Source organism: Micromonospora yongxingensis (assembly GCF_052601155.1).
Genome location: NZ_JBQXEO010000014.1, coordinates 39,536 through 65,592 on the forward strand (window position 1 = coordinate 39,536; position 26,057 = coordinate 65,592).

The window sequence follows — 26,057 nt, forward strand, 5'->3', positions numbered from 1 at the left end:
TCCCCCCAACGACCGCCCCAGCCCAGAAGAATGACCAGGGGTCATCCGTTCGGACGAGTAGCCAGGGGCGTCACGGCGAGATCGGTGGCCTTCTGCAACCAGGCCGCTCCGTATGGTCCCACCAGGCCGACCCAACGGCCGGCCACGCGCACCTGGACGGCAGCGTCGCCCGGGGCGCCGGGCGTGCCGCCAGCCGGCCCGAGGAAGCCCATCCGGACCAGCCCCTGCACCAGCCGCTGCGGCACCTCCACCGGCGGGCCGGGCGGGCCGTCCGGAGTGACCAGCACGGCCACGTGGTCGAGCAGCGCGTCTCGCAGCACCCGCTGGCCCACCGCGCGGCCGGCGACCCCGTGCTCGCTCGCCGTCCGCAGGGTGCCCGCCGCCGCGTCCGCGATCCGCCGCAGTTCGGCGGCGGGCAGCGCCTCGACCGGCCGGCTGCGGGCCGGCGGCAGTGGCCACCGCCACTGCGCGTCCCGACGCGCCGGCAGAGCCGGACCGCCGCGCTCCAGCTCCGCCAGCAGCTCGGCGGCGGCCACGGTGACGTCCTCGGCGGCACCGTCGGCCGGACCGCCATCCACCGTCCGCACCACCAGCACCTGCCACGGCAGCCGGGCCCAGAGGGCGACCCGCCCGGCGGCGCCGGCCGGCCGCAGCCGGACCGGCGCGACCGGATCCAGCCGGACCAGCCGGGCCAGGAAGGCGCCCGCGTCGGCCACGCCGGCGATGCCGTGGCCGGGCACCGACGCCGCCACCCGGTCCGGTCCGGCCGTGCCCGGCCGGGTCACGCCCCGCCGCCCTGCGGGGCGTACGTGAGCAGGAAGTCCCGCTCCTCCGTGGTGATCCGCCGGGGCACCTGGCGGGTCAGGTCGAACGGCACCAGCACCGAACGCGCTCGGCTGGCCAGCACCTCGCCGTCGTACAGCTCGTAGGCGACGGTGAACCGGGAGGCCCGGATCTCCTCCACCCACAGCTCGATCCGGACGGTGGGCGCGGCCTCAGCGGTGGCCCGGCCCAGCGCGTAGTCGACCGGGCGCAGGTAGTCCACCTCGTGCCGGCGGATCACCACCCCGTCGGCGAACGAGCCGACCCCCCAGGCCCGGCCGCCGGCGAACATCAACGCCACCCGCGCCTCCTCGTACAGCGTGAGGAAGCGCGAGTTGTTGACGTGGCCGTACGCGTCCAGGTCGGACCACCGCAGCGTGCAGTGGTAGACGAACCGGTCAGACACCTTCTCGGCCGGTCAGTCGCGGGTCAGCTTGCGGTAGGTCACCCGGTGCGGCCGGGCGGCCTCCGCGCCGAGGCGGTCGATCTTGTTCTTCTCGTACGCGTCGAAGTTGCCCTCGAACCAGAACCACTTGGCCGGGTTCTGGTCGTCGCCCTCCCACGCCAGGATGTGCGTGGACACCCGGTCCAGGAACATCCGGTCGTGCGAGATGACCACAGCGCAGCCGGGGAACTCCAGCAGCGCGTTCTCCAGGCTGGAGAGGGTCTCCACGTCCAGGTCGTTGGTCGGCTCGTCGAGCAGGATGACGTTGCCGCCGATCTTCAGCGTCAGCGCCAGGTTGAGCCGGTTGCGCTCGCCGCCGGAGAGCACCTTCGTCGGCTTCTGCTGGTCCGGCCCCTTGAAGCCGAACGCGGCGATGTACGCCCGCGACGGCATCTCGACCTTGCCGACCATCAGGTAGTCCAGACCGTCGGAGACGACCTCCCAGACGGTCTTGTCGCCGTTGAGGCCCTCGCGGTTCTGGTCGACGTACGACAGGGAGACGGTGGGGCCGACCCGGACCTCGCCGCTGGTCGCCTCCTCCAGCCCGACGATCGTCTTGAAGAGCGTGGTCTTGCCGACGCCGTTGGGGCCGATGATGCCGACGATGCCGTTACGGGGCAGCGAGAACGACAGGTCGTCGATCAGGATCCGGTCGCCGAAGCCCTTGGTGAGGTGGGACGCCTCGATGACCGTGCTGCCCAGGCGCGGGCCCGGCGGGATCTGGATCTCCTCGAAGTCCAGCTTGCGGGTCTTCTCCGCCTCGGTGGCCATCTCGTCGTACCGGTCCAGGCGGGCCTTGGACTTGGTCTGCCGGGCCTTGGCGTTGGAGCGGACCCACTCCAGCTCCTCGGTGAGGCGCTTCTTCATCTTGGCGTCGCGACGACCCTCGACGGCCAGCCGGGCCGCCTTCTTCTCCAGGTAGGTGGAGTAGTTGCCCTCGTACGGGTACGTCCGGCCGCGGTCCAGCTCCAGGATCCAGTTGGCCACGTTGTCCAGGAAGTACCGGTCGTGGGTGATCGCCATGACGGTGCCGGCGTACTTGGCCAGGTGCTGCTCCAGCCAGGAGACGCTCTCGGCGTCCAGGTGGTTGGTGGGCTCGTCGAGCAGGAGCAGGTCGGGCGCCTCCAGCAGCAGCTTGCAGAGCGCGACGCGGCGGCGCTCACCACCGGAGAGCTGGGTCACATCGGCGTCCGGCGGTGGGCAGCGCAGGGCGTCCATGGCCAGTTCGAGCTTGGAGTCGACGTCCCACGCGTCGAGGTGGTCGAGCTCCTCCTGGAGCTTGCCCATCTCCTCCATCAGCTCGTCGGAGTAGTCGGTGGCCATCTGCTCGGCGATCTTGTTGAACCGCTCCAGCTTGGCCTTGGTCTCCGCGACGGCCTCCTCGACGTTGCCGAGAACGGTCTTGGCGTCGTTGAGCGGGGGCTCCTGCGCGAGCATGCCGACGGTGTAGCCGGGCATCAGCCGGGCCTCGCCGTTGCTCGGCTTGTCCAACCCTGCCATGATCTTGAGGAGGCTGGACTTACCGGCGCCGTTCGGGCCGACCACACCGATCTTGGCCCCCGGCAGGAAGTTCAGCGTCACGTTGTCGAGCACGACCTTGTCGCCGTGCGCCTTGCGCGCCTTTTCCAGGACGTAGATGAACTGGGCCACGGTGCGGGCTACCTCCGTCGGTTGCTGTCGCATGATGGGCGGCGCGACGCGGGCTGCGAGGACCGCCCGCCGCCACCGGCCGGAGGGCCGGCCGCGCGCACGCCATCGTCAATCCTGACAGGTTCGGCCCGCTTCGCCCACATCACCCCGCCCCAGGAGTACGCCGTGCCGCCCGAGGAGCCAGCTTGTTGACAAGATCACGACCCGGATTGAGCATGCGTGGGGCGGGTAGGGAACTCCGGCACGGGGCACCAGAGGCCGCAGCTACGCTCAGTACGCTCATCGCGGTGGACCCGTCAGTACCCGGAGGTGGCCGATCGTGACCGTCCGTAGCTCCTTTGTCGTAGTGGCGAACCGCCTGCCGGTCGACGAGGTGAGCACACCCGAGGGACGGCAGTGGCGACGCAGCCCCGGCGGGCTGGTCACCGCGCTGCATCCCGTGCTCGCCGAACACCAGGGCACCTGGGTCGGCTGGGCCGGCGGCACCGGTGCCGCCCCCGAGCCGTTCGACCTGGAGGGGATCCGGCTGCACCCGGTGCCGCTGAGCGCCGAGGAGCTGGAGCGGTACTACGAGGGCCAGTCCAACGCGACGATCTGGCCGCTCTACCACGACGCGGTGGAGACGCCGGCCTACAAGCGTCGCTGGCGAGAGGCGTACCGCCTGGTCAACGCGCGGTTCGCGGAGGCCGCGGCGGACGTGGCGGCCGAGGGCGCGACGGTCTGGGTGCAGGACTACCAGCTCCAACTGGTGCCGGCGATGCTCCGGGAGCTGCGGCCGGACCTGCGGATCGGCTTCTTCCTGCACATCCCGTTCCCGCCGATCGAGCTGTTCATGCAGATGCCGTTCCGGACCGAGATCCTGCGCGGTCTGCTCGGCGCCGACCTGGTCGGTTTCCAGCAGCGGCTGGCCGCGCAGAACTTCGTCCGGCTGGCCCGGCACCTGCTCGGTCTGCGCTACGAGGGGCAGATGATCCAGGTCGACGGACGGCAGGTGAAGGCGGGTGCCTTCCCCATCTCGATCGACACGCAGGAGATGGAGCGGATGGCCGCCGACCCGGCGATCCAGGCGCGGGCCAAGCAGATCCGTGCCGAGCTGGGCGATCCGAAGACGATAATCCTGGGCGTGGACCGGCTGGATTACACCAAGGGCATCGAGTTGCGGCTCAAGGCCTTCCGGGAGCTGCTGGCTGACGGAAAGTTGACAGTTCCGGACGCCGTCATGGTGCAGGTGGCCACACCGAGTCGGGAGCGCGTCGAGCATTACCAGGCACTTCGCGTCAAGGTGGAGCGCGAGGTTGGTCGGATTAATGGCGAATTCGGCAGGGTCGGCGTGCCTGCGGTCCACTATCTGCATCAGTCGTACAGTCGCAGTGAACTGGCCGCGATGTACGTCGCTGCCGACGTGATGATGGTGACCCCGCTGCGAGACGGAATGAATCTGGTAGCCAAGGAGTACGTCGCATCGCGCGCCGACCAGGGTGGCGCGCTTGTGCTCAGTGAATTCGCCGGCGCCGCCACCGAGCTGCGTCAGGCATTTTTGTGTAACCCGCACGACCCGGACGCGGTCAAGGACGCCCTCCTCCGGGCCGTGCACGTGGAGAAAACCGAGGCACGCCGCCGGATGCGGACAATGCAACGTCACCTGCGTACCCACGACGTGGGTCACTGGGCCAAGTCTTTCCTCTCCGAACTCGGAGTTCCCGAGGCGGAGGCCGCGTGAACACGTCCGTCAACGACGGAGCGGCGACGGCCACCGGGGTGATGGACCCCGAGCTGCGTTCCGCCATCGGCCGGATCGCCCGGGTCCCCCAACTCCTGATCGCCTGCGACTACGACGGCACACTGGCGCCGATCGTGGAGGACCCGAGCAAGGCCGTACCGCTGCCCGAGTCGGTGGCCGCGGTCCGCGCGCTCGCCGCACTGCCGCAGACCACCGTGGCGGTGGTCTCCGGCCGGGCGCTGCGCGACCTGGCCGCGCTCTCCCGGCTGCCCAGCGAGGTGCACCTCGTCGGCAGCCACGGCTCGGAGTTCGACATCGGCTTCGTCGAGCGGCTCTCCCCCGAGCTGGTCGCGGTGCGCACCCGGGTCCGCAACGCGCTGCGCGAGATCGCCGCCGAGCACCCCGGCATCCGGCTGGAACGCAAGCCGGCCAGCGTCGCCATGCACACCCGCGGGGTCGACCCGCAGATCGCGGCCGCGGCCATCGAGGCCGTCCGCAACGGCCCCGCCACCTGGGACGGCGTCACCGTCACCCAGGGCAAGGAGGTCTTCGAACTCTCCGTGGTGGCCACCCACAAGGGCACCGCGGTCGACCAGTTGCGGACCCAGCTCTCGGCCAGCGCCGTGCTCTTCATCGGCGACGACGTGACCGACGAGAACGCCTTCGGCAACCTGCACGGGCCGGACCTCGGCATCAAGATCGGGCCCGGGGACACCCGGGCCGACTACCGGGTGGCCGATCCCCTCGAGGCGGCCCGCGCGCTCGCGCTGCTGCTGGAGACCCGGCGACACTGGCTCTTCGGCGAGCGGGCGGTGCCGATCGAGCGGCACTCCATGCTGGCCAACGGCCGCACCGTCGCGCTGCTCACCCCCGAGGCGAAGGTCAGCTGGCTCTGCCACCCCAAACCGGACTCGGCGGCGATCTTCGCCGACCTCGTCGGCGGCAGCCCGGCCGGGCACTTCAGCATCGCGCCGGAACGCGGGGGCATCCCGCTGGGCCAGCGCTACCGCTCGGGCACGATGACCGTGGAGACCCGCTGGTCCGGGCTCACCGTCACCGACTGGCTGGACAAGCCGGCCCGGGAGACCGCGCCGGACGACCCGGTGGCGGTCACCGGCGACTCGACCCTGATCCGGGTGCTCACCGGCAGCGGCCGGGCACGGGTGGAGTTCGCGCCACGACCCGAGTTCGGTCAGGTCGCCGTGCAGTTGCAGCCGCTCGGCGACGGCCTGCTGGTGCTGGGCTCCAACGAGCCGGTCGCGCTCTACTCCCCCGGCGTGCAGTGGCAGGTCAGCAACGACGCCGGCTACCAGACCGCCAAGGCGGTCGTCGACCTCTCCGCCGCCGGCGGGCAGGTCGTGCTGGAGCTGCGCTTCGGCACGCACAGCCTGGACCACCACCGGGTGCCGATCCACGAGCGGCAGGCCGCGGCCGAGCAGCCGTGGAAGGACTGGGTCGCCTCGCTGCGGCTGCCGTCCACCGCCCGTGACCTGGTCGCCCGGAGCGCGCTCACCCTGCGCGGGCTCTGCCACGAGGCGACCGGCTCGATCCTGGCCGCGGCGACCACCTCGCTCCCCGAGGAACTGGGCGGCGTCCGCAACTGGGACTACCGCTACTGCTGGCTCCGCGACGCGGCACTGACCGCCCGCGCGCTGGTCGACCTGGGCTCCCTCAGCGAGGCCGAGGCGCTGCTGCTCTGGGTGGACGGCTGCATCGAGCGCACCGGCGGGCACCCCGAGCGGCTCCACCCGCTCTACACGATCGACGGGTACGAGTTGGGCGCCGAGGCCGTCATCGACACCCTGCCCGGGTACGCCGGCTCCCGGCCGGTCCGGGTCGGAAACCTCGCCAACCACCAGCTCCAACTGGACGTCTTCGGCCCGATCGCCGACCTGATCGCGGCCGTCGCCGACGCCCGCGGCTCGGTACGCGAGGACGAGTGGCGGGTCCTGGACAACATGGTCGAGGCGGTCCGCCGCCGCTGGCACGAGCCCGACCACGGCATCTGGGAGGCTCGGCTGCCACCCCGGCACCACATCTTCTCGAAGGTGATGTGCTGGATGACCGTCGACCGGGCGCTGCACGTGATGCGCCAGCACGGTGGCGAGGACCGCCCCGAGTGGGTGGAGCTGCGCGACCGGATCGGCGCCAACGTGCTGGAGCACGGCTGGCACGAGGAGGTCGAGGCGTACAGCGTCGCGTACGGCGACGAGGACATGGACGCCTCGTCGCTCTGGATCGGGCTCTCGGGCCTGCTTCCGGGCGACGACCCGCGCTTCCTGTCCACCGTGCTGCGGATCGAGGCGGACCTGCGCAGCGGCCCGGTGGTCTACCGCTACCACTGGGACGACGGCCTGCCCGGCCGCGAGGGCGGCTTCCACATCTGCACGGCGTGGCTGATCGAGGCGTACCTGCGCACCGGCCGCCGCACCGACGCCGAGGAGCTGTTCGCGCAGATGGTGCTCACCGCCGGCCCGACCGGGCTGCTGCCCGAGCAGTACGACCCGCTCGCGGAGCGCGGGCTGGGCAACCACCCGCAGGCGTACAGCCACCTCGGTCTGATCCGCTGTGCCCTGCTGCTGGACAACATGCTCAAGCAGTAGTCGACGCACGTACGACGACGGGGCCGGAGCTTCTGCTCCGGCCCCGTCGTCGATCGGGCGCTGTCGGTCGGTGGCCGCGCCGGCGGGTAGCGGTCACCCGAGCGCCGCCGCCACCTCGCCCTCGGCGCATCCTTTGCTCTGCTTCACCGCACGCAACACGGCGACGATGTTTGTGTTGCCTCGGGTGAAGCAGAGCAAAGGGCGGGCAGGGACCATCCCATCCTCGTGCCGGCGGAGACGCGACCTCATCCTCGTGGAAGGAGCGCCGGGGCCCGCACGCCCGCTCCTCAGGCGTCGAGCGCGTCGAGCGCGTCCACCACGTCGCCCACCACGACGACCGCGGGCGGGCGCAGGTCGGCGGCGAGCACGTCGTCGGCCACCGTGCCGAGGGTCGACCGCAGTGCCCGCTGGGCGCCCGTCGTACCCTCCTGGACGACGGCGGCCGGCGTCTGCGGCGACCGGCCGTGCGCCATCAGGGTGGCCGTGATGGCCGCGAGGTTCTTCAGCCCCATGAGGATCACCAGGGTGCCGCGCAGGCCCGCGAGCGCCTCCCAGCGCACCAGCGAGGTTGGCGAGTCGGGCGCGACGTGCCCGGAGACCACGGTGAACTCGTGCGCCACCCCCCGGTGGGTGACCGGGATGCCGGCCGCGGCCGGGGCGGCGATCGAGCTGGTCACCCCGGGGACCACGGTCACCGGCACACCGGCGGCGGCGCAGGCCAGCAACTCCTCGCCGCCCCGACCGAAGACGTACGGATCGCCGCCCTTGAGCCGGACCACCTGCGCCCCGGCACGGGCGCGATCGACCAGGATCTGGTTGATCTCCTCCTGGGCGCGGGACGGGCCGTAGGGGATCTTCGAGGCGTCCACCAGCTCCACGTCGGGGCGCAACTCGTCCAGGAGCAGCCCGGGGACCAGCCGGTCGGCGACCACCACGTTCGCCTCGGTGAGCAGCCGCCAGCCCTTCACGGTGATCAGCTCCGGGTCGCCCGGTCCCGCCCCGACCAGCGCCACCCGTCCGCCCGCGACGTCCGGAAGGGACCCGTCCTCCACCGCAGGCGCCTTCCGGGCGTCGAGGAGGTCGCGGATGGCGTCGCGGACGGTCATCGCGCGGCGTGGGTCGCCGCCGCCGAGCACCGCCACGGTGACCGGCCCGTGCCGTGTCACCGCCGGGGTCCAGGCGGTGGCCGCCATCCGGTCGTCGGCGCGGACGCAGAAGATGCGCCGCTCGGCGGCGAGGGCGCTCACCGACGCCGCCGCGATCGGGTCGTCGATCGCCACCTGCACCAGCCACGCCCCGTCCAGGTCCGCGGGTGCGAACCGGCGCGGCAGCCAGCGCAGCCGGCCCGCGTCCGCCCGGGCGCGCAGCGCCGGGGTCAGCTCCGGTGCCACCAGCAGGACGTCCGCGCCGGCGTCCAGCAACGCCGGCACCCGCCGGGTGGCGACCGCGCCGCCGCCCACCACGACCACCCGCCGCCCGTCCAGCCGCAGGCCGAGAGGGTACGGACTGCTGGTCACTTCTCGGCCACACCGGCGGAGTCGAAGGTGGCCACCTCGTGCAGCACCCGGACGGCGCCGGTCACAACGGGCAGCGCCAGCAGCGCGCCGGTGCCCTCACCGAGGCGCAGCCCCAGGTCGATCAGCGGGTCGAGGCCGAGGTGGCGCAACGCGACCGTCGCGCCCGGCTCGGCCGAGCGGTGACCGGCGACCATGGCGCCGACCGCGTCCGGGGCGAACGCCGCGGCGGCCAGCGCGGCGGAGACCGCGATCACGCCGTCCAGCAGCACCGGCGTGCGGCGGGCCGCGGCACCCAGGATCAGCCCGGCCAGCGCGGCGTGTTCCAGCCCGCCGACGGCCGCCAGCACGCCCAGCGGGTCGGCCGGGTCGGGCGTGTGCCGGGCCAGCGCGGCCCGCACCACCGCCACCTTGCGGGCGTACGTCGGGTCGTCGACCCCGGTGCCCCGCCCGGTGGCGTCGAGCGGGTCGGCGCCGGTGAACGCGGCGATCAGCGCGGCGGCCGGCGTGGTGTTGCCGATGCCCATGTCCCCGGTGAGCAGGATGCCGGCTCCGGCGTCGATCAGCTCGTCGGCGATCCGGATGCCGGTCTGCACCGCCGCCAGCGCCTCGTCCCGGGTCAGCGCGGCGGTCAACGCGAGATCCCGGGTGCCCTGGCGCACGGTCGCCGCGACGAACCGGGGCACGGACGGGTCGAGGATGGCCGCCTCGGCGGCGGGCTGGGCGGGCGCGATCGGCAGCGGGGCGGCCACGCCGACGTCGACCACGGTGACCGACGCGCCGGCCTGCCGGGCGAACGCGTTGACCACCGCCCCGCCGGCCAGGAAGTTGCCGATCATCTGTCCGGTGACCTCCTGCGGCCACGGGGTCACCCCCTGGGCGTGCACCCCGTGGTCACCGGCGAAGATCGCCACCGCGGCCGGCTCGGGCACCGGCGGCGGGCAGGCCGCGGCCAGGCCGGCGAGGCGTACCGACAGCTCCTCCAACGCCCCCAGCGACCCCGCCGGCTTGGTCAGCCGGCCGTGCAGCTCGCGGGCGTCGGCCATGGCCGACTCGTCCAGCGGCCGGATCGCCGCGATCGTGGTCTCCAGCATCATTCCTCCATGGTCTCGCGCAGCACCTCGACGAACGCGTCGGTGGTGGATCGGTCGCGCACGGCCACCCGCAGCCAGTCCGGGCCGAGGCCGGGGAAGGTGTCGCCCCGGCGTACCGCCCAGCCGCGGTCGCGCAGGACCGCCCGGATCCGGGTCGCGCCCGGCAGGTGCAGCAGCACGAACGCGCTGGCCGGGCGGCCGGCGACGCGTACCCCGGGCAGGTCGGCCAGGCGGGCGACCAGGTGGTCGCGGTCGGCGGCGAGTTCGGCGGCGATCGCGCGTTCGGCCTGGACCGCGACGGGGGTGGCGCAGGCCGACGCGGCGGCCAGCGCGGGTGTGGAGACGGCCCAGAGCGGCTGGACGGCGGCCAGCCGGGACAGCAGCTCCGGCGCGCCGAGCAGGTAGCCGATCCGCAGCCCGGCCAGTCCCCACGTCTTGGTGAGGCTGCGCAGCACGAGCAGCCCGGGCAGGTCGGGCCGCTGCGCCAGCGACTCCGGCTCACCGGGATGCCCGGCGGCGGCGGTGGTGTCGGCGAACGCCTCGTCGACCACCAGAACCCGGCCCGGGCGGGCCAGCGCGGCCAGGGTCCGCGCCGGGTGCAGGACCGAGGTGGGATTGGTCGGGTTGCCGATCATCACCAGGTCGGCGTCGGCCGGCACCCGGTCCGGGTCGAGCCGGAAGTCCTCGGCGGGGTCCAGCAGCACCCGCTCGACCGGGTGCCCGGCGGCCCGCAGCGCCGCCTCCGGCTCGGTGAACTGGGGGTGCACCACCACCGGGCGGCGGACGCCCCGCAGCGCCTGCGCGATCAGCACGAAGCCCTCGGCGGCGCCGGCGGTGAGCAGTACCTCGTCCGGGTGACGCCGGTGCCGGGCGGCGACGGCGGCGCGGGCGGGCGCCGGGTCCGGGTAGCGGGCCAGATCGGTGAGGGTGGCGGCGATCGGGCCGGCCAGCCAGCCCGGCAGGGGTGCCCGGCGGACGTTGACGGCGAGGTCGATCAGGCCGGCGCTCGCCTCCACGTCGCCGTGGTGCGCCAGGTCCGGCTCGGGGGCGGACCCGGCGGCCGGCGCCGGCGAGCTCGGCTGATCAGACATGTCCGCGATCCTGCCGGGAAGGTGGCCGGTGGGACAGTCGATCGCGACGTAAGACGCATCACCACCGGCCGGTTTATGAGTTCTTCTCATATTCGAATCGGAATTGTCATAACTTGACCACGTGAGCAACCGACCCCTTGCTGCCGCTGGTCGACTCGTTCCTCTTCTCCGCGCCGGGCTGATCGCCGGCATCGTGATCGCCGCCGCCGCCTACCCGCTGGTCGCCCTCACCGGGCTCGGCGCGAAGGCCACCGCGCACGCCATGGAGCACAAGACCAAGCTGCTGACCACCGCCCTGCCCGCCGAGACCTCCTACCTCTACGCCCCCGACGGCAAGACCGTGCTGACCATGTTCTACGAGGAGTACCGGCAGTACACCAAGCTGTCGGACATGTCGCCGAACATCCAGCAGGCGATCGTGGCCGCCGAGGACTCCCGCTTCTACCAGCACCACGGCGTCGACCCGAAGGGCGTCGCCCGGGCCTTCGTCTCCAACGCCCGCTCCAACGGGGTCTCCCAGGGCGCGTCGACGCTGACCATGCAGTACGTCCGGATGGCCCTGCGGGACAGCGCGACCACGCCCAAGGAGGTCCAGGAAGCCACCCAGCAGACCAGCCTGCGCAAGGTCAAGGAGATGCGGATGGCGCTGGACCTGGAGAAGGAGCTGAGCAAGGAACAGATCATGGAGCGCTACCTGAACTCGGCGTACTTCGGGCACCGCGCGTACGGCATCTACGCGGCCAGCGAGATCTTCTTCTCCAAGACCCCCAAGGACCTCACCCAGGTCGAGGCGGCCACCCTGGCCGGGCTGGTCAAGTCACCGTCGGAGTACGACCCGGCCGACTCCGACCAGAAGGAGGCCACCGGACGGCGCAACTACGTGCTGGACCGGATGAGCCAGCTCGGGTACCTCTCCCCCGACTCGGCCGCCGCCGCCAAGGCCGAGCCGATCCGGCTGAAGCTGACCAACCCGCCGAACGACTGCGCGGCCGTGCCGGAGAAGTACAACAGCTGGGGCTTCGCCTGCGACTACCTGAAGAACTGGTGGAGCGCGCAGCCCGCGTTCGGCGCGAACCGGCTGGAACGGATGGACAAGCTGCGCCGGGGCGGCTACCGGATCGTGCTCAGCATCGACCCGAAGATCCAGGAGGCGGCGGAGAAGAACGTCGGCGCCAAGGAGGGCACCGGCAGCCCGTTCGCCAACGGCATCGTGGTCTCCGAGCCCGGCACCGGGCGGGTCAAGGCCATGGCGGTGAACCGGACGTACTCACTGGACCTGAGCGAGAACCCGCAGAGTTCCAACCCCGAGGCCGGGCCGAAGGTGAAGGCGAACTACCCGAACACCGTGGCGCCCCTGCTCGGCGGCGGTGACCTGCCGGGCTACCAGGCCGGGTCGACGTTCAAGATGTTCCCGATGCTCGCCGCCCTGGACTCCGGGATGACCCTCTCCACCTCGTTCAACGCGCCGTACCGGTACAAGTCGGCCGTCTACGACGGGTGGGCGCCGTCCAACGCCAGCGGTGCCATGACCGGGCAGCAGACCATGTGGTCCGGCTTCGGCAAGTCGGTCAACACGTACTTCGTGTGGCTGGAGGAGAAGGTCGGCGCCGACCGGGCCGTGCGGCTCGCCGAGCAGCTCGGGCTGCGCTGGCGCACCGACGTCGACCGGGAACAGGCGTCCCCGGCCAAGGCGAAGAAGTGGGGCTCGTTCACCCTGGGCGTCTCCGACGCCACCCCGCTGGAGATGGCGAACGCCTACGCCGCCATCGCGGCCGACGGCCGCTACTGCGAGGCGATCCCCGTGTCGGCGATCATGACCCGGGACGGCACGCCGGCCACGTACGTCACGCCCGGCGGCATCCACCGTGAGGTTGCCAAGCCGCGCTGCCGGCAGGTCGTCAGCGCGGACGCCGCCCGGGCGGCCACCGACGCGGCCCGCTGCCCGACCGGGGACACCCCGGCGCGTGGAGGGTGCGGCGGCTGGTCCACCGCCGACAGCGTCCGGGGTACGGTCGGCCGCCCGGTGGCCGGCAAGACCGGTACCACCGACAGCACCCGGTCGGCCTGGTTCGTCGGCTACACCCCGGAGTTGGCAGCGGCCAGCTTCATCTCCGACCCCGACAATCCGTTCAACGCCGTGGGAGACGGACAGTCCCAGATCCCGATCGCGGCGGTCGCGGAGACCCTCCGCGACGGACTGAAGGGCCAACCCACCCGCCAGTTCACCCCACCGTCGGACGCCATCGTGGGGTGACCGGGAAGGTCACCGCAGATCGGCCGCCACGAAAGACCACAGCTCCAGATCGACCCGGCCGCCGCGGACGAAACCCGCGTTGCGCAGCAGCCCCTCGTAGCTGAACCCGGCCTTCTCCGCGACGCGGCAGGAGGCCAGGTTGCCGGGTGCCACCCGCAGCTCGACCCGCTGGAAGTCGTGCTCCAGGATCAGCGCGATGGCCACCGCGTCCACCGCCTCGGCGGCCAGCCCGAAGCCACGCGCGTGCGGGGCCATCGCGTAGGACACCTCGGTGAGCCGGGCGCCCCAGTCGGTGCGCCGGGTCCACAGCGAGCCCACCACCTGGTTGTCCTCCCGGCGGAGCACCGCGTAGTGGTCCCCCTCGCCGCTGTCGCGTCGCTGCCGAGCCAGATCCGTGCACCAGGCGTGCCCGTCGATCGGACCGGAGTCGTCGGCCAGCGGCAGCCAGCGTCGGGTGAGCTTGTCGGCGAAGATCTCCCCGACCGCCGCCGCGTCCGCGGCGGTGAGCCGCCGCACCTCGGTGCGCGGGGTGGAGACGGTCAACGACGGGAAGCGGCGAACCGCCACCTGACCGATCACGCCGGCACCACACCGGGCTGCGAGGGCACTGCCTCGGCCGGCGGCTCCGCCGACGCTGCCGGCTCCGCCGCCGCCGCGACCAGCCGGGCAGCGGTGGCCGGGTGCGCGGCCCAGTGCAGGGTGAGCTGGGAGGCGTGCACGTTGCGCCAGACGAAGCCCTCCGGCGCGCCGCCGTCCCAGCTCCAGGCCGGGCGCTGACCGGCCCGCGGAGTCAGCACCGCGCGGTGCTCCTTGTGCCCCACCAGGAGCGTGCCGCTGGCGGCGACCACGCTGTCGGTCTGTGCCGTCGCCTGCCGGTAGCCCACCACCAGGCCGTCCCGACTGACGCCGACCGCGTCCAGCACCCCGCACATCGGCAGCCCGTCCAGCTCCCGGGCCAGCCAGAGAAGGCCGGCGCCCTCGGCGACCACCGGACGCCCGGTGCGGGCCAACTCGGCCACGGCTATGCAGAGCCGGCGGTTGGCCGACAGCTGCTCGGCGTACGCCTCGGGCAGCGCGCCGCCGACGACCAGCGCACGCGTGCCGGCCGGCAGCGCCTCGTCGCGCAGCGGATCGACCATGACCACCTCGGCGCCGGCGGCCCGCAGCAGCTCGGCGGTCTCCGGGTGGCTGAAGCTGCCGCCCGGCCCACCGGCCAGCGCCACCAGCGGACGGTCGGCCGGGGCCGGCACCGGGCCGAGCGCCTCCTCCGGCGACCACGCGGCGGCGGGCAGCGGCGGGGCGGAGCGGGCCAAGCCGAGCAGCCGCTCCAGGTCGACCGTGGCGGCGACCGCCTCGCCCAGCCGGCGGACCGCGCGGATCGCGTCGGCGGACCCGTCGACGACCGGCGCCACACCGTGCCGGCGCGACGGCAGCACCGCCGGCAGGTCCTGCCGGCGCAGCGCGCCGTAGACCGGCACGCCCACGTCGTCCAGCGCCTCGCGCAGCATGGCCTCGTGCCGGGAGGACGCCACCCGGTTGAGGATCACCCCGCCGAGCCAGAGCTGCTCGTCGTACGAGCGGAAACCGTGCACCAGGGCGGCAACCGACTGACCCATCGCGGCCACGTCGACCACCAGCACCACCGGGCTGCGCAGCGCGGCCGCGGCGGCGGCCGTGGACTCCTGCTCCGGGCGACCACCGACCGAGTCGTAGAGACCCATGCTGCCCTGCACCACGGCGAGCCCGGCGCCCGTGGCTCCGTGCGCGACCAGCGGGGCGAGCCGGTCGAGGCCGACCAGCCGGGGATCGATCACCCGGCCGGGCCGACCGGCGGCGAGGCCGAGGTAGGCGGCGTCGACGTGGTCCGGCCCGAGCTTGAACCCGGCGACGTCGACATCCCGGTCGGCCAGGGCGGCGAGCAGCCCGATCGCCAACGCGTTCTTGCCATGCCCGGAGGACGGCGCGCTGAGCACCAGGCGCGGCACGACGGTCATCATCGACTCCTCGCGGGGGCGGCGGGGTACCGACGGCCGACCGGGGGGCCGGTCCGTCCGCGTGACGATACCCGCCCGGTCGGACGCGCGAGCACCGCCAACCCGCACCGGTTGTCCCGTCCCGGCCCCGGCCGAGGTCAGTGGCCCCCGTCATACGGGTAGCCTCGGTGCCGTGTACCGGTTCCTGCTGAGCCCACGCTGGCTGGGCGCTCTCGCGCTGACCCTGGTCGGCGCGGCGGTCATGGTGCTGCTCGGCAACTGGCAGCTGGACCGCTACCGAGGGCGCACCGAGGTCAACGAGCGGATCGACGCCGGCCAGCGGATGGCACCGGCGCCGCTGAGCGACGCGCTGCGCGCCCCCACCGGCGGCGCGGGAACGGCTGGCCCGGCCCCCGCCGAGGACAAGGTCTGGACCCGGATCACGGCGACCGGCCGGTACGACCCGACGAACACCGTCCTGGTCCGTGGCCGGACGGTGGACAGCCGGGTCGGCTTCGAGGTGCTGACCCCGCTGGTGCTCGCCGACGGCACGGCGCTGCTGGTGGACCGGGGTTGGATCCCGCCGGCGCCGGGCGGGGCGACGGCGCAGCCACCGGTGCCCGCCGTGCCCAGCGGCGACGTGACGGTCGTCGGTCGGGTGCACGAGACCGAGAGCGGCGCCGGCGCGGTGGACCGGCGCGACGGTCGGTTGGAGACCCGACGGATCGGCGTGCCGCGGCTGGCCCGCGAACTGCCCTACCCGGTGTACGGCGGTTACCTGCTGCTGGACGAGCAGACCCCGGCGGCCGACCCGGTGTTCAAGGCGGTGCCGGTCGGGCACGCCAACAACTGGCAGAACTTCGGCTACGTCGTGCAGTGGTGGCTCTTCGCCGTGATGGCCCTGTTCGGCTACGGCTGGGTGGCCCGGCGGGAGGCGCGGCGCGCCGCCGGCATCGGCACCGCCCCGAAACCGCTGGACCGGGCCGCGGAGCCAACGCCGAGCCCGTCCGCCTGACGCCCGGTCAGCCGGTGGCGCGCCCGGCGTGGATGGCGCGGACGGCGTCGATGGTGTCCGCCTCGGCGGCGGACTTGTCGTCGCGGTACCGCACCACCCGGGCGAACCGCAGCGCCATCCCGCCCGGATAGCGCGAACTCGTCTGCACCCCGTCGAAGGCGATCTCGACCACCTGCTCGGGGCGGACGCGGACCACCCAGTCGCCGCGCTCGACGGCGAGGTCGAGGAAGCGTTCGGTCTGCCAGCGCAGCAGCTCGTCGGTGAGACCCTTGAACGTCTTGCCGAGCATCACGAAGTCGCCGGTGCGCGGATCGCGGGCGCCGAGGTGCAGGTTGGACAGCCAGCCCTGCCGCCGCCCGCTGCCCCACTCGACGGCGAGCACCACCAGGTCGAGCGTGTGCCGGGGCTTGACCTTGACCCAGGCCGCGCCGCGCCGGCCGGCGTCGTAGGGGGCGTCCGGCGCCTTGACCACGACGCCCTCCTGGCCGGCGTCGATGGCGGCGGCGAACGCGGCCCCGGCCTGCTCCGGACCGTCGACCTCCAGCCGACCGACCAGCAGCGACTCGTCGACCGCCCCGGCCAGCGCCGCCCACCGCTCCCGGCCGGGCAGGTCGATCAGATCCGTGCCGTCGAGGTGCAGCAGGTCGAAGAAGTACGGCGTCAGCACGGTCTGGCCGGTGGTGGCGGCGGCCGCGAGCACCGCGGGGGCGACCGGGGTGCGACCCGTTGTGCTGGGTGTGGTGCGCCGGGCGGCCCGGCTGGAGGTCTGCTGGAACGGCAGGGGGCGGCCGGTCTCGTCCAGGCCGATCGCCTCGCCGTCGAGCACCAACTCCCGGCCGGGCAGCGCGCGGACCGCCGCGACCACCTCGGGCACCCGCGAGGTGATCTCGTCGAGGCTGCGGGTGAAGACGGCGATGTCGCTGCCCGAGCGGTGCACCTGGATGCGGATGCCGTCGAGCTTCACGTCGACCACGGCCGGCGTGCCCGTCGCGACCAGCGCCTCGTCCACCGAGGGTGCGCTCTGCGCGAGCATCGGCGCCAGCGGCCGGCCGACCCGCAGGCCGAACCCGGCCAGCTCGGCGGCACCTCCGGCCAGCGCGGCGACCGCCACCGCACGCAGGTCACCGGCGAGCAGCAGAGCCCGCCGGACCGTCGCGACCGGCACGTCGGCGGCGCGGGCCACCGCGTCGGCGAGCAGCCCGGCCTGGGCACCCTGGCGCAGCTCGCCGCTGAACAGATTGGTGAGCAGCCGCTGCTCGTCGGCGGTCGCCGCCGCGAAGAGGGCACCGAGCAACGCCCGGCGCCGGGCCTGCGAGCCCGCGCCCTGCACGGCGGCGATCTGCTCGATGGCCGCGTCGACGGCGGCCACGGTCAGCGTCGGCTCGGCGGCCGGTGGCGGCAGGTCCCGCAGGCTCGCATATCCCACGCCGGTCTGCCGCTGGCGCAGCTCACCGGCCAGGTAGCCCGCGCCGGGCTCCACCTCGGCCGGGTCGAGCCGGCGCAGCGCGTCGGCGAGCAGCTCCACCTTGGCCCGCCGGCCGCTGGTGGCGCCGACGGCGGCGGAGGTGGCTGCCAGGTCGATGAACCGCACGGAGCCCATCCTGCCAGCCGCCCCCGACACCGCCCGGGCATTGCCGTGCCCGGGCGGTGTCGGCGGGAGCGCCGCCACCCAGACGGGCGGCGGGTCAGGCCGGAACCGGTTCCTCGATGCGCAGCCCCCGGGCGCGGACCTCGCCGGCGACCCGCGAGAGCGCCGAGTCGAGGGCGACCAGGGCGGCGGAGAGTTCACCGAGCTGTTCGTTGAGCGTGTCCTCGGACCACGCGGAGACGTCGACGTCCCCCAGCGCGCTGACGGCGGCCCCCAACCGGGCCATCACCTCGTTCGTACTCATGTTCGAAAGGCTATAACAGCCCCGCGCGCGACACACCGCAAACTCCCAGATCAGACCGGAAGTTACGGTTCCGACACCTAACTCCCGTTCGTGCCCGCCGCGGCCACCTTGGCCAGCAGCAGCGCCTCGGCGAGGCAGACTCGGGCGAACTCCCCGAGGTGCAGGCTCTCGTTCGGGCCGTGCGCCCGGGCGTGCGGATCCTCCACACCGGTCACCAGGATCGCCGCCTTCGGGAACATCTCCTGGAAGGTCGCGATGAACGGGATCGAGCCGCCGACGCCGATGTCCACCGGGTCGGTGCCGTCCCAGGCCGTGCGGAACGCCGAGCGGGCGGCGTCGAACATCGGCCCGGACGCGTCGATCACGCACGGGTCACCGTCGTGCTCGAAGCTGACCGTCACCTGCGCGCCCCACGGCGCGTGCTCCTCCAGGTGCGTGCGGACCGCGGCGTACGCCCGCTTCGGGTCGTCGCCCGGAGCGAGCCGGATGCTCAGCTTGGCCTTCGCCGACGGGACCAGAGCGTTCGGCGCCTCACCGGTGGACGGCGCGTCGACGCCGAGCACCGCCAGCGCGGGCTTGGTCCAGAGCCGGTCGGTGATCCGGCCGGTGCCGATGAACCGCACACCCTCGGCCAGCCCGGCCTCGGCCCGGACCCGGTCCTCGGGGTAGTCGACGACGGCGCCCTCGCGGCCCACCAGCCCGTCCACCGCCACGTCACCGGCGTCGTCGTGCAGCGTCGCCAACAGCCGCACCAGCGCGGTGAGCGCGTCCGGGACGGCACCGCCGAACATGCCGCTGTGCACCGCGTGGTCCAGCGTGCGGACCTCGACGAAGCAGTTGACGATGCCCCGCAGCGAGGTGGTCAGGGCCGGTACGCCGATGTCCCAGTTGCCGGAGTCGGCGATCACGATGACGTCCGAGGCGATCTCGTCGCGGTGCTCGGCCAGCAGCCGCTCCAGCGAGTCGGAGCCGTACTCCTCCTCGCCCTCGATGAAGAGCACCACGCCGACCGGCAGCGCGTCACCGTACGCGCGCAGCGCCGCGACGTGCGCCATGATGCCGGCCTTGTCGTCGGCCGCGCCCCGGCCGTAGAGCCGGCCGTCCCGCTCCACCGGCTCGAACGGGTCGGACTCCCACAGCGACCGGTCGCCGATCGGCTGCACGTCGTGGTGGGCGTAGAGCAGCACGGTGGGCGCTCCGGGCGGGGCGGCCCGACGGCCGATCACCGCGGGCTGCCCGCCGGAACGCACGATGTCGACGTCCAGGCCACAACCGCGCAGCAGCTCGGCGACCGCCTCGGCGGAGCGCTCCACGTGCGAGTGGTCGAAGCCCTCGAAGGCGATGCCGGGGATGCGGACGAGGCGTTCCAGGTCGGCCCGTACGCCGGGCATCTCCCGCTCGACGGCGGCCCGCACCTCGGACTCGGACATGATCGGTGTGGTCATGACCGGCATCGTATGCCGGCCTTACCCCGGCGTGCCGGCCGAGCCCGTACCGTCACCGGCGCCCGGGGAGGCGGCACCCGCCGGGGCACCCGGCGCTGCCCGGCCGGCGCGGTGTGCGCGGGCGGCCGCCTCGGTGGCGGCATCCATCCAGGAACGGGCCCGACCGGCGGTGCCGCCCACCCACTCGCCGACGTCGCTGGCGCCGTCGCCGAGCCGACGCAGCAACCCGACCAGCGGGTCGGTGGACCGGCTGAACTCCTCCCGGTACGAGTCGGCGGCCGCCCTGATCTCCTCCGAGACGCTGGTCGAGCCGTCGTCGTCGCGGCGCGGGTAGTCCCCGGCCAGCACCCGCCCGTACGCGCCGGAGTCGATCCACTGCCGCAACTGGGCAGCCCGCGCCACCGGCGCCGGATGGGTGCTCCACGCCGTCATCCGGATCTTGTGCAGGCTGTCCCGCAGGTCGCCGCCACCGGCGTACTCGGCGGCCTGCTCCAGGAAGGCGGTGGTGTCGATCTGCGACAGGTCGCCACCGCCGGCGAGCTTCATCAGCAGGCGCAGCGCGGCCGCCGGGTCCTGCCCGGCGAGCAGGCCGGCCCGGTCGGCGGAGAGTTCCGCCTTGCGCCACCACTCCAGCATCGCCGCGATGATCGCCCGCAGCGCGATCGCGCCGACCGGCAGCCAGCTCAGGTTGGCCGCCCACCTGGTGAGGATCATCAGCATGGTCTTGTAGACCGCGTGCCCACTGCCCACGTGCCCCAACTCGTGGCCGAGCAGGCAGCGCAGCTCGTCCTCGTCGAGTTGCTGGACGCAGGCGGAGTTCAGCACGACGAACGGCCGTTCCAGGCCGACCGCCTCCGCGCCCAGCCAGGGCGACTGGGTCACGTACAACTCGGGCAGCTCGGCCACGTCGAGCGCCGCGGCGGCCTCGGTGTAGCGCTGCCACACCGCCGGATACTGCCGGTGGTCGACGCGGATGCCGGAGGCCAGGACGGAGAGCCGGAAGCCCCGCTCGTTCCACATGCCGAAGAACGCCCGCACCACGTCGTCGAACCCGCGCAGCTCGCGCAGCGCCACCAGGGCGCCGCGGTCGGCCGGATGCTCCCAGGCCCGCGAGCTGATGCCGGTGAGGGTTATCCGGCGCCGCGCGGGCGTGTCCGTTGCCGACATGATGAGTCCCCCGTTCGCCGCGCCCTGGGCCTTCACGCATCGTGCCGCAGCTGGTGGCGGACGTCCATGCCCCGCTCAGCGGATCCGCACGTAGTACCGGTTCGCGTCGTGTGGCAGGACCGGCGCGCCGTCGATCACCAGGTCGGCGCGGTCTGCCGTGTCGTCGGCGGCGAAGTGCGCCCGCTCCCCTTCGTGCCAGCGGCGCAGCTCGGGCAGGATCTCCTGCCCGTCCCGGGTGACCGCGCGGGCCAGCCGCAGCGGCGCGGGCGCGGTCACGAAGACGGCCAGGCTCAGCTCCGGCCGGACGACTGCGCGCGCGGCGCTGACGCCCTCCAGGATCATCACCGGCGCGGCCGGCACCGGGACCGGGCGGGGCAGAAAGCAGCGCCGGACCCAGCTGTAGCGCCGGTAGGCGCCGGGCCGCCCGACGCGCAGCGGGGTCAGCACCTGCTCGTCCAGGCGGGGCCAGAAGGTGAGCTGGTCGTCCCAACCGTCGAGCAGGTCGTCGGTGTGCACCACCGGCGGCCGACCGCCGCCGGCCAGCACCGCCACGGCATCCGCGAGGTGCGCGGCGAAGCTGCTCTTGCCCGCGCCACTCGGCCCGTCGACCGCCACCAGCCGGGTCCGCCCCAACCGCGCCGGGCCCGCGAGCACCCGACGGGCCAGCTCGGCGTACGCCTCGACGACCACCACCGTCGGTACGTCGACCGAGGCCCTTGCGGCCGCCCCGCCGACGTCCACCGGCTCGCGGCCTCCTCCGTTGGCGACGTGGTGCACGACCGAAGTATGACCCTCGCCGACGTGGCGGTCGGACGCTGCGGAAAGTCGGCGTTGTCGACTCCACGTCATGGACAACGCGGTGTCAGGTCGACAGGAACACCCCGATATCGGGAGAGGCGAGTTGATCACGGCGCGGTCGCGGTCCGCGCTGGCCGCTCACCCGTCCGGCCGACCGCCACCGCCGGGCACCGTCACGTCCGGGGGATTTGGTGCGACGACGGGTGATGCGCGCCCCGTTCGCCGCCGGACGTGCACCCGAATCGGCATGATCGGGTGGTGCTCCGAGACGTGATGAGCCCCGGTATCGACGCCCTGCTCGAACAGGCCCGCGCCGGGCTGCACCGACTGACTCCGCAGCAGACCATCGAGGCGGTCCGCAGCGGCGCGCTGCTGGTCGACACCCGTACCGAGATGCAGCGCCGCGAACAGGGCGACCTGCCCGGGGCGGTCGTCATCGACCGGACGGTGCTGGAATGGCGACTCGACCCGGCCAGCGCCTGGCGCATCCCCGAGGCCACCGCCTACGACCGGGAGATCGTGCTGGTGTGCCGGCAGGGTTACAGCTCCAGCCTGGCCGCCGCCAGCCTGCAGACCCTCGGGCTGCGCCGCGCCACCGACATGATCGGCGGCGTCGACGCGTGGCTCGCCGCCGGTCTCCCCACCACCGACCGCCCCGCCGACATCCGCCTCTGACACCCGAGCCGGTCAGGCCGGCGGCGGACCGGGCGGGATGAAGGGCAGGCCGGGGGGTGGGCCGGTCTCGACGAGGCGCCAGAGTGCGTCGGTGTCGAGGTGTTCCTCGACCAGGTCACCGAGCAGGTCGAGCGAGCGTTCCCGGGCGGCGGCGAAGCTGGTGTCCGGTGCGACCCGGAACCCGGTGCGCCCGGCCAGCCGGGCCGCCTCGGTGAGGAATCGGCGACGGAACCCGTCGGACTCGAACGTGCCGTGCCAGTGCGTGCCGTGTACGGCGCCGAGCACCGCACCCTCGCCGGCGCCACCGGCCTGGGTCAGCAGCGGGGTCAGGGCGGGATCGGCGTGGGAGACGTACCCGTGGTGGATCTCGTAGCCGCGCACCGGCAGGCCGTCGCCAGCGGTGCCCACCGACTGCCGGACGGTCTTGCGCGGATCGAAGGTGATCTCGATGGGTAGCAGGTCGAGGCCCGCGACGCTGCCCTGGCGGCTCTCCACCGGGTCGTGGATGGCCCGGCCGAGCATCTGGAAGCCGCCGCAGATGCCGAGCAGTGGCTTGCCGGCCGCCGCGTGCGCGACGACCGCGTCGGCCAGACCGGTTTCCCGGAGCCACGCGAGGTCCGCCACGGTCGACTTGGAACCGGGCAGGACGACCAGGTCGGCGGCGGCCAGCTCGGACGGTTCGACCGTGAGGCGGACCCGGACGCCCGGCTCGGTGGCCAGCGCCTCCACGTCGGTGGCGTTGCTGATCCGGGGCAGCCGGACGACGGCGACGTCCAGCCATTCGGTGCCGTGCGGGGCCGCCGGCCGACCGAGCACCCGGCCGTAGGCGAGGGAGTCCTCGGCGTCGAGCCACAGGTCGAGCGACCAGGGCAGCACCCCGTACGTGGGGCGGCCGGTGACGTGTCGCAGCATGTCCAGCCCCGGCTGGAGCAGGCCGAGGTCACCCCGGAACTTGTTGATGACGAAGCCGGCGACCAGCGCCTGGTCGGCCGGGTCGAGCAGGGCCACGGTGCCGAACATCGAGGCGAACACACCGCCCCGGTCGATGTCGCCGACCACGATGGTGGGCAGGTTGGCGTGCCGGGCCAGCCCCATGTTGACGTAGTCACCGGCACGCAGATTGATCTCCGCCGGGCTGCCGGCGCCCTCGCAGATCACCACGTCGTACGCCTCCCGCAGCTCGGCCAGCGCCGCGTACGCGGTCTCGGCGAGCCGGGGCCGCAGCTGCCGGAACGTGCCGGCGGTGATCGTGTCGACCGCCTCGCCGAGCAGCACCACCTGGCTGGCCAGATCGCTGCCCGGCTTGAGCAGCACCGGGTTGAAGCGCAGGTCCGGGGCGAGCCCGCACGCGGCGGCCTGCATCGCCTGGGCCCGGCCGATCTCGCCGCCGCGTCCGTCCGGCCCGACCACGACCGCCGAATTGTTCGACATGTTCTGTGCCTTGAACGGCGCCACCTTCACGCCCTGCCGGTGCAGCCAGCGGCAGATGCCGGCGGTGAGCACGCTCTTTCCGGCGTCGGAGGTGGTGCCGGCGACCAGCAGCCCGCCGCTCACCACCCGCTCCCCCGCCGCGCCGCGACGACTCCCCGTCCGCGGGATCGCCCGCCGGAACCGCCCGGCCCACGTCGGTCGACGACACCGCCCGATCCACGCCCACCGACGGTGGCGATCAGCGCGCGCCGGCCGATGGCGCCGGCCAGACGTCCGACGGTCAACGGGTAGGCGGCGGCCAGCCCCAGGGCGGCCAGGCCGACGGCGCCGGAGATCCGGGCGGCCCGCTTCAGGTGCCGCGCCTCGGGGCGCGGGCCGTCACCCAGGAACGGGCGGACCTCGGAGCGCCCGAAGTAGACGTTGCGGCCACCGAGGCGGACGCCGAGGGCACCGGCCATCGCCGCCTCGCACTGCCCGGCGTTGGGGCTCGGGTGGTCGTTGCGGTCGCGCCGCCACACCCGCCAGGCCCGGTCCCGGTCGCCATTCGCGACCGGCGCGACGGCGACGGTGAGCAGCCCGGTCAGCCGGGACGGCACCAGGTTGAGAAGATCGTCGAGGCGGGCCGCGGGGGTGCCGAACCGGGCGTAGCGGGCCGACCGGTGGCCGACCATCGCGTCGAGGGTGTTGGCCGCGCGGTAGCCGAGCAGCCCGGGCAGGCCGGCGACCGCACCCCAGACCAGCGGGGCGACCACCGCGTCGGAGGTGTTCTCCGCCACCGACTCGACGGTGGCCCGGGCCAGCTCCGACTCGTCGAGGGTCGACGGGTCCCGGCCGCAGAGGTGTCCGAGCCGCTGGCGGGCGGCCGGCAGGTCACCGTCGCGCAGCGTCCGGCCCATCAGCGTGGCCTCGTGCCGCAGCGTGCGGCCGCCGAGCACGGTCCAGGTGCCGGCGGCGACGAGCACCGCCCGCGTCACCGGCCGGTGCCGGGTGGCCGCCGCGGCGACCGCTCCGAGCAGGACCGGCCCGCCCACGGCCAGCACGGTGAACGCCGCACCGGCCGTCCGGTCCGGCCGGTAGAGCCGACGCTCCAGCGCGCCGGCGGCCTGCCCGAAGCCGGCCACGGGGTGCCACCGGCGAGGGTCGCCGAGCAGCCTGTCCAGCGCGTACCCGGCCAGCAGCCCCACCGCGTTCGCCACCGGTGCTGTCCGTCGCACGCGCACCACCTCCGGCCGGCCAGCCTAGACGAGCACCCCGGGAACCGACCGGGCCAGCCGCGTTCCGTGATCCCACGGACCGTCGTTCGCACGGCGAGCCGCCGCAACGGCGACCCGGCCCGGCGCATCCGTGAACCGCCCCGCCGGCGCGAGCCGAGCCTCGGCCCCGCTGTCACGCGGGGTGACGACGCCGGTCGCGTCGCCACCCCGCCCCCGTCGTGACGTGCCGTCGGAACTGGGCGGGCCGAGGGTCACGCCGGCTGTGGCACCCTCCCCCGGCCGCGACGCCCACGGGCGGGCGGCGTGGGGCCCGCCTCGTCCGGCACCGGGGCCAACTCGTCGTCCGGGTCGCCGTCGGGGTCGTCGTCGTCCACCCCGGGCGACATGGCCAGCTCGTCGTCAGCGTCACCGCCCTGCGCACCGTCGGCGCCGACAGGGTCGTCGTCGAGCGGGCCGGCGGTGAACGGGCCGGTGTGCCGCGCTCCGAAGTCGGGCAACTCGAAGTCGTCGTCCAGCGGGCGGTCGTCGGGCAGGACGGGCGCCTGCCCGGCCGGCACGGGCTCCGTGGGCTCGCCGTGCACCCGGCTCTCCGCGTCCGCGTCCTCCACCGTGCTGGTGGTCATGCTGGGCCGGTTGCGCAGGAACCGGGCACGCCCCCGGGACAGGTCGTGACCGACGGCGACGGCTTCCAGCTCGTAGAGGGTGCGGTGGTTGCCGGCGTCGTCGGTCCAGTCGCGGGTGTAGAGCCGGCCGCAGACCACCACCGGGTCGCCCACCATCACCGAGGCCGCCACGCCTTCGGCGAGCTTGCGCCAGCAGTTGACGCGGACGCGGAGCGAGTTGCCGTCGACCCAGCGGCCGGAGTCCCGGTCGAGCCGGCGGGCGGTGGAGGCGACCTTGAAGTTGGCCACCAGGGTGTTGCTCTGGGTGGTACGCCGCCACTCGGGCGTGGTCAGCACATTGCCGACAATCGTTACGTAGGTGTCGAACATCGTCCCTCCAGGGGGATCGGGGGCCTGCCAGCGCGAGTCGACTCGACACCGAGCCTGGGCGGTACGGGCGGCGGCCACCAGCACCCCCACCCCGATCTGTGGACGACGAAGCCGCCTGTGGACAACGCCCTGATCACGCCCCGATGTGGTACGGCCAACCCGGCGGTTCCGGATCCGACCGAACTGGGTATGGACTTGATCAAGGCACCACCGACAGCTCCACGTCGACGAGAGGTCAGCGCCATGATGATCACCACCATCG

General features: G+C 73.7%; 20 protein-coding genes and 1 pseudogene. 5 read left to right on the plus strand and 16 right to left on the minus strand.

Features of this window, described 5'->3' with window-relative positions:
• Positions 1-41: 41 nt before the first annotated feature.
• Genes ACTWLT_RS18305 through ettA form a run of 3 tightly spaced genes read right to left on the minus strand, consistent with a single transcriptional unit; the run spans position 42 to position 2,917 of the window.
• Positions 42-785, minus strand: coding sequence for a DUF8185 domain-containing protein (locus ACTWLT_RS18305; protein ID WP_445319433.1), 744 nt, complete (start codon positions 783-785; stop codon positions 42-44).
• Positions 782-1,228 (minus strand): acyl-CoA thioesterase, encoded by a 447-nt coding sequence (locus ACTWLT_RS18310; RefSeq protein ID WP_252419710.1) that lies wholly within the window; start codon positions 1,226-1,228, stop codon positions 782-784. Before ACTWLT_RS18310 ends, ACTWLT_RS18305 begins: the two co-directional genes overlap by 4 nt.
• Before the next feature lie 12 nt (positions 1,229-1,240).
• Positions 1,241-2,917: an energy-dependent translational throttle protein EttA gene (gene ettA / locus ACTWLT_RS18315; protein ID WP_445319525.1), complete on the minus strand. Its 1,677-nt coding sequence runs from the start codon at positions 2,915-2,917 to the stop codon at positions 1,241-1,243.
• Between the two features lie 319 nt (positions 2,918-3,236).
• Here ettA and ACTWLT_RS18320 point away from each other — a divergent pair, with 319 nt between their 5' ends.
• Both ACTWLT_RS18320 and otsB read left to right on the plus strand, forming a co-directional pair.
• The gene (locus ACTWLT_RS18320) at positions 3,237-4,637 is read left to right on the plus strand and encodes an alpha,alpha-trehalose-phosphate synthase (UDP-forming) (protein ID WP_007464229.1); all 1,401 of its coding nucleotides are present in this window, start codon (positions 3,237-3,239) and stop codon (positions 4,635-4,637) included.
• Positions 4,638-4,678: 41 nt separating this feature from the next.
• Positions 4,679-7,240 carry a trehalose-phosphatase gene (gene otsB / locus ACTWLT_RS18325; RefSeq protein WP_445319526.1) on the plus strand — a complete coding sequence of 854 codons (2,562 nt, stop codon included), beginning with the start codon at positions 4,679-4,681 and terminating at the stop codon, positions 7,238-7,240.
• A gap of 287 nt (positions 7,241-7,527) precedes the next feature.
• Here otsB and cobA read toward each other — a convergent pair whose 3' ends face one another.
• From cobA to cobC, 3 genes are read right to left on the minus strand one after another with little or no spacing between them, the layout of a single operon-like run.
• Positions 7,528-8,757, minus strand: coding sequence for a uroporphyrinogen-III C-methyltransferase (gene cobA / locus ACTWLT_RS18330; RefSeq protein ID WP_445319434.1), 1,230 nt, complete (start codon positions 8,755-8,757; stop codon positions 7,528-7,530).
• Positions 8,754-9,848 (minus strand): nicotinate-nucleotide--dimethylbenzimidazole phosphoribosyltransferase, encoded by a 1,095-nt coding sequence (gene cobT / locus ACTWLT_RS18335; protein ID WP_445319435.1) that lies wholly within the window; start codon positions 9,846-9,848, stop codon positions 8,754-8,756. Before cobT ends, cobA begins: the two co-directional genes overlap by 4 nt.
• Positions 9,848-10,939: an Rv2231c family histidinol phosphate aminotransferase CobC gene (gene cobC / locus ACTWLT_RS18340; protein WP_445319436.1), complete on the minus strand. Its 1,092-nt coding sequence runs from the start codon at positions 10,937-10,939 to the stop codon at positions 9,848-9,850. The genes cobT and cobC overlap by 1 nt, the downstream gene beginning before the upstream one ends.
• 121 nt (positions 10,940-11,060) lie before the next feature.
• On the opposite strand from cobC, the gene ACTWLT_RS18345 reads away from it, so the two are divergent.
• The gene (locus ACTWLT_RS18345) at positions 11,061-13,193 is read left to right on the plus strand and encodes a transglycosylase domain-containing protein (protein ID WP_445319437.1); all 2,133 of its coding nucleotides are present in this window, start codon (positions 11,061-11,063) and stop codon (positions 13,191-13,193) included.
• Between the two features lie 9 nt (positions 13,194-13,202).
• Here ACTWLT_RS18345 and ACTWLT_RS18350 read toward each other — a convergent pair whose 3' ends face one another.
• On the minus strand, positions 13,203-13,772 hold the full coding sequence (locus ACTWLT_RS18350; protein WP_445319438.1) for a GNAT family N-acetyltransferase: 570 nt from the start codon (positions 13,770-13,772) through the stop codon (positions 13,203-13,205).
• A complete protein-coding gene (locus ACTWLT_RS18355; protein ID WP_445319439.1) occupies positions 13,769-15,187 on the minus strand; it encodes a cobyrinic acid a,c-diamide synthase CobB in 1,419 nt (472 codons plus the stop codon). The genes ACTWLT_RS18350 and ACTWLT_RS18355 overlap by 4 nt, the downstream gene beginning before the upstream one ends.
• A 172-nt stretch (positions 15,188-15,359) precedes the next feature.
• Between ACTWLT_RS18355 and ACTWLT_RS18360 the strand changes: the two genes are divergently transcribed.
• A complete protein-coding gene (locus tag ACTWLT_RS18360; RefSeq protein ID WP_445319440.1) occupies positions 15,360-16,181 on the plus strand; it encodes an SURF1 family cytochrome oxidase biogenesis protein in 822 nt (273 codons plus the stop codon).
• Positions 16,182-16,188: 7 nt separating this feature from the next.
• Here the strand turns inward: ACTWLT_RS18360 and ACTWLT_RS18365 are convergent, their stop codons facing one another.
• The 5 genes from ACTWLT_RS18365 to ACTWLT_RS18385 form a co-directional block, all read right to left on the minus strand.
• Positions 16,189-17,781, minus strand: a complete 1,593-nt coding sequence (locus ACTWLT_RS18365) for an ATP-dependent DNA ligase (RefSeq protein WP_445319441.1) — start codon at positions 17,779-17,781, stop codon at positions 16,189-16,191.
• 85 nt (positions 17,782-17,866) lie between these two features.
• Complete coding sequence (locus ACTWLT_RS18370; RefSeq protein ID WP_252419701.1) at positions 17,867-18,073, minus strand: hypothetical protein; 207 nt, start codon at positions 18,071-18,073, stop codon at positions 17,867-17,869.
• Positions 18,074-18,150: 77 nt separating this feature from the next.
• On the minus strand, positions 18,151-19,503 hold the full coding sequence (locus ACTWLT_RS18375) for a dipeptidase (protein WP_445319527.1): 1,353 nt from the start codon (positions 19,501-19,503) through the stop codon (positions 18,151-18,153).
• A 36-nt stretch (positions 19,504-19,539) separates the two neighbouring features.
• Complete coding sequence (locus ACTWLT_RS18380; RefSeq protein ID WP_445319442.1) at positions 19,540-20,685, minus strand: M48 family metallopeptidase; 1,146 nt, start codon at positions 20,683-20,685, stop codon at positions 19,540-19,542.
• 75 nt (positions 20,686-20,760) lie between these two features.
• A complete protein-coding gene (locus ACTWLT_RS18385) occupies positions 20,761-21,426 on the minus strand; it encodes a uridine kinase family protein (protein WP_445319528.1) in 666 nt (221 codons plus the stop codon).
• Positions 21,427-21,756: 330 nt separating this feature from the next.
• On the opposite strand from ACTWLT_RS18385, the gene ACTWLT_RS18390 reads away from it, so the two are divergent.
• On the plus strand, positions 21,757-22,158 hold the full coding sequence (locus tag ACTWLT_RS18390) for a rhodanese-like domain-containing protein (RefSeq protein WP_445319529.1): 402 nt from the start codon (positions 21,757-21,759) through the stop codon (positions 22,156-22,158).
• A 12-nt stretch (positions 22,159-22,170) separates the two neighbouring features.
• Here ACTWLT_RS18390 and ACTWLT_RS18395 read toward each other — a convergent pair whose 3' ends face one another.
• The 3 genes and pseudogenes from ACTWLT_RS18395 to ACTWLT_RS18405 form a co-directional block, all read right to left on the minus strand.
• Positions 22,171-23,712, minus strand: coding sequence for a cobyric acid synthase (locus ACTWLT_RS18395; RefSeq protein WP_445319443.1), 1,542 nt, complete (start codon positions 23,710-23,712; stop codon positions 22,171-22,173).
• 95 nt (positions 23,713-23,807) lie between these two features.
• Positions 23,808-24,803 (minus strand): annotated as a pseudogene (locus ACTWLT_RS18400) (cobalamin biosynthesis protein); the annotation flags it as partial.
• A gap of 251 nt (positions 24,804-25,054) precedes the next feature.
• Entirely contained in the window at positions 25,055-25,795 is a 741-nt protein-coding gene (locus ACTWLT_RS18405; RefSeq protein ID WP_445319444.1) for a single-stranded DNA-binding protein, read from the minus strand.
• Positions 25,796-26,057 lie beyond the last annotated feature (262 nt).

Coding starts and splice junctions, on each gene's coding strand:
- otsB (WP_445319526.1), top strand. CDS start 4,679: ATGGACCCCGAGCTGCGTTCCGCCATCGGCCGGATCGCCCGGGTCCCC.
- cobT (WP_445319435.1), bottom strand. CDS start 9,848: ATGCTGGAGACCACGATCGCGGCGATCCGGCCGCTGGACGAGTCGGCC.
- cobC (WP_445319436.1), bottom strand. CDS start 10,939: ATGTCTGATCAGCCGAGCTCGCCGGCGCCGGCCGCCGGGTCCGCCCCC.
- ACTWLT_RS18355 (WP_445319439.1), bottom strand. CDS start 15,187: ATGACCGTCGTGCCGCGCCTGGTGCTCAGCGCGCCGTCCTCCGGGCAT.
- ACTWLT_RS18365 (WP_445319441.1), bottom strand. CDS start 17,781: ATGGGCTCCGTGCGGTTCATCGACCTGGCAGCCACCTCCGCCGCCGTC.
- ACTWLT_RS18370 (WP_252419701.1), bottom strand. CDS start 18,073: ATGAGTACGAACGAGGTGATGGCCCGGTTGGGGGCCGCCGTCAGCGCG.
- ACTWLT_RS18375 (WP_445319527.1), bottom strand. CDS start 19,503: ATGTCCGAGTCCGAGGTGCGGGCCGCCGTCGAGCGGGAGATGCCCGGC.
- ACTWLT_RS18380 (WP_445319442.1), bottom strand. CDS start 20,685: ATGTCGGCAACGGACACGCCCGCGCGGCGCCGGATAACCCTCACCGGC.
- ACTWLT_RS18390 (WP_445319529.1), top strand. CDS start 21,757: ATGAGCCCCGGTATCGACGCCCTGCTCGAACAGGCCCGCGCCGGGCTG.
- ACTWLT_RS18405 (WP_445319444.1), bottom strand. CDS start 25,795: ATGTTCGACACCTACGTAACGATTGTCGGCAATGTGCTGACCACGCCC.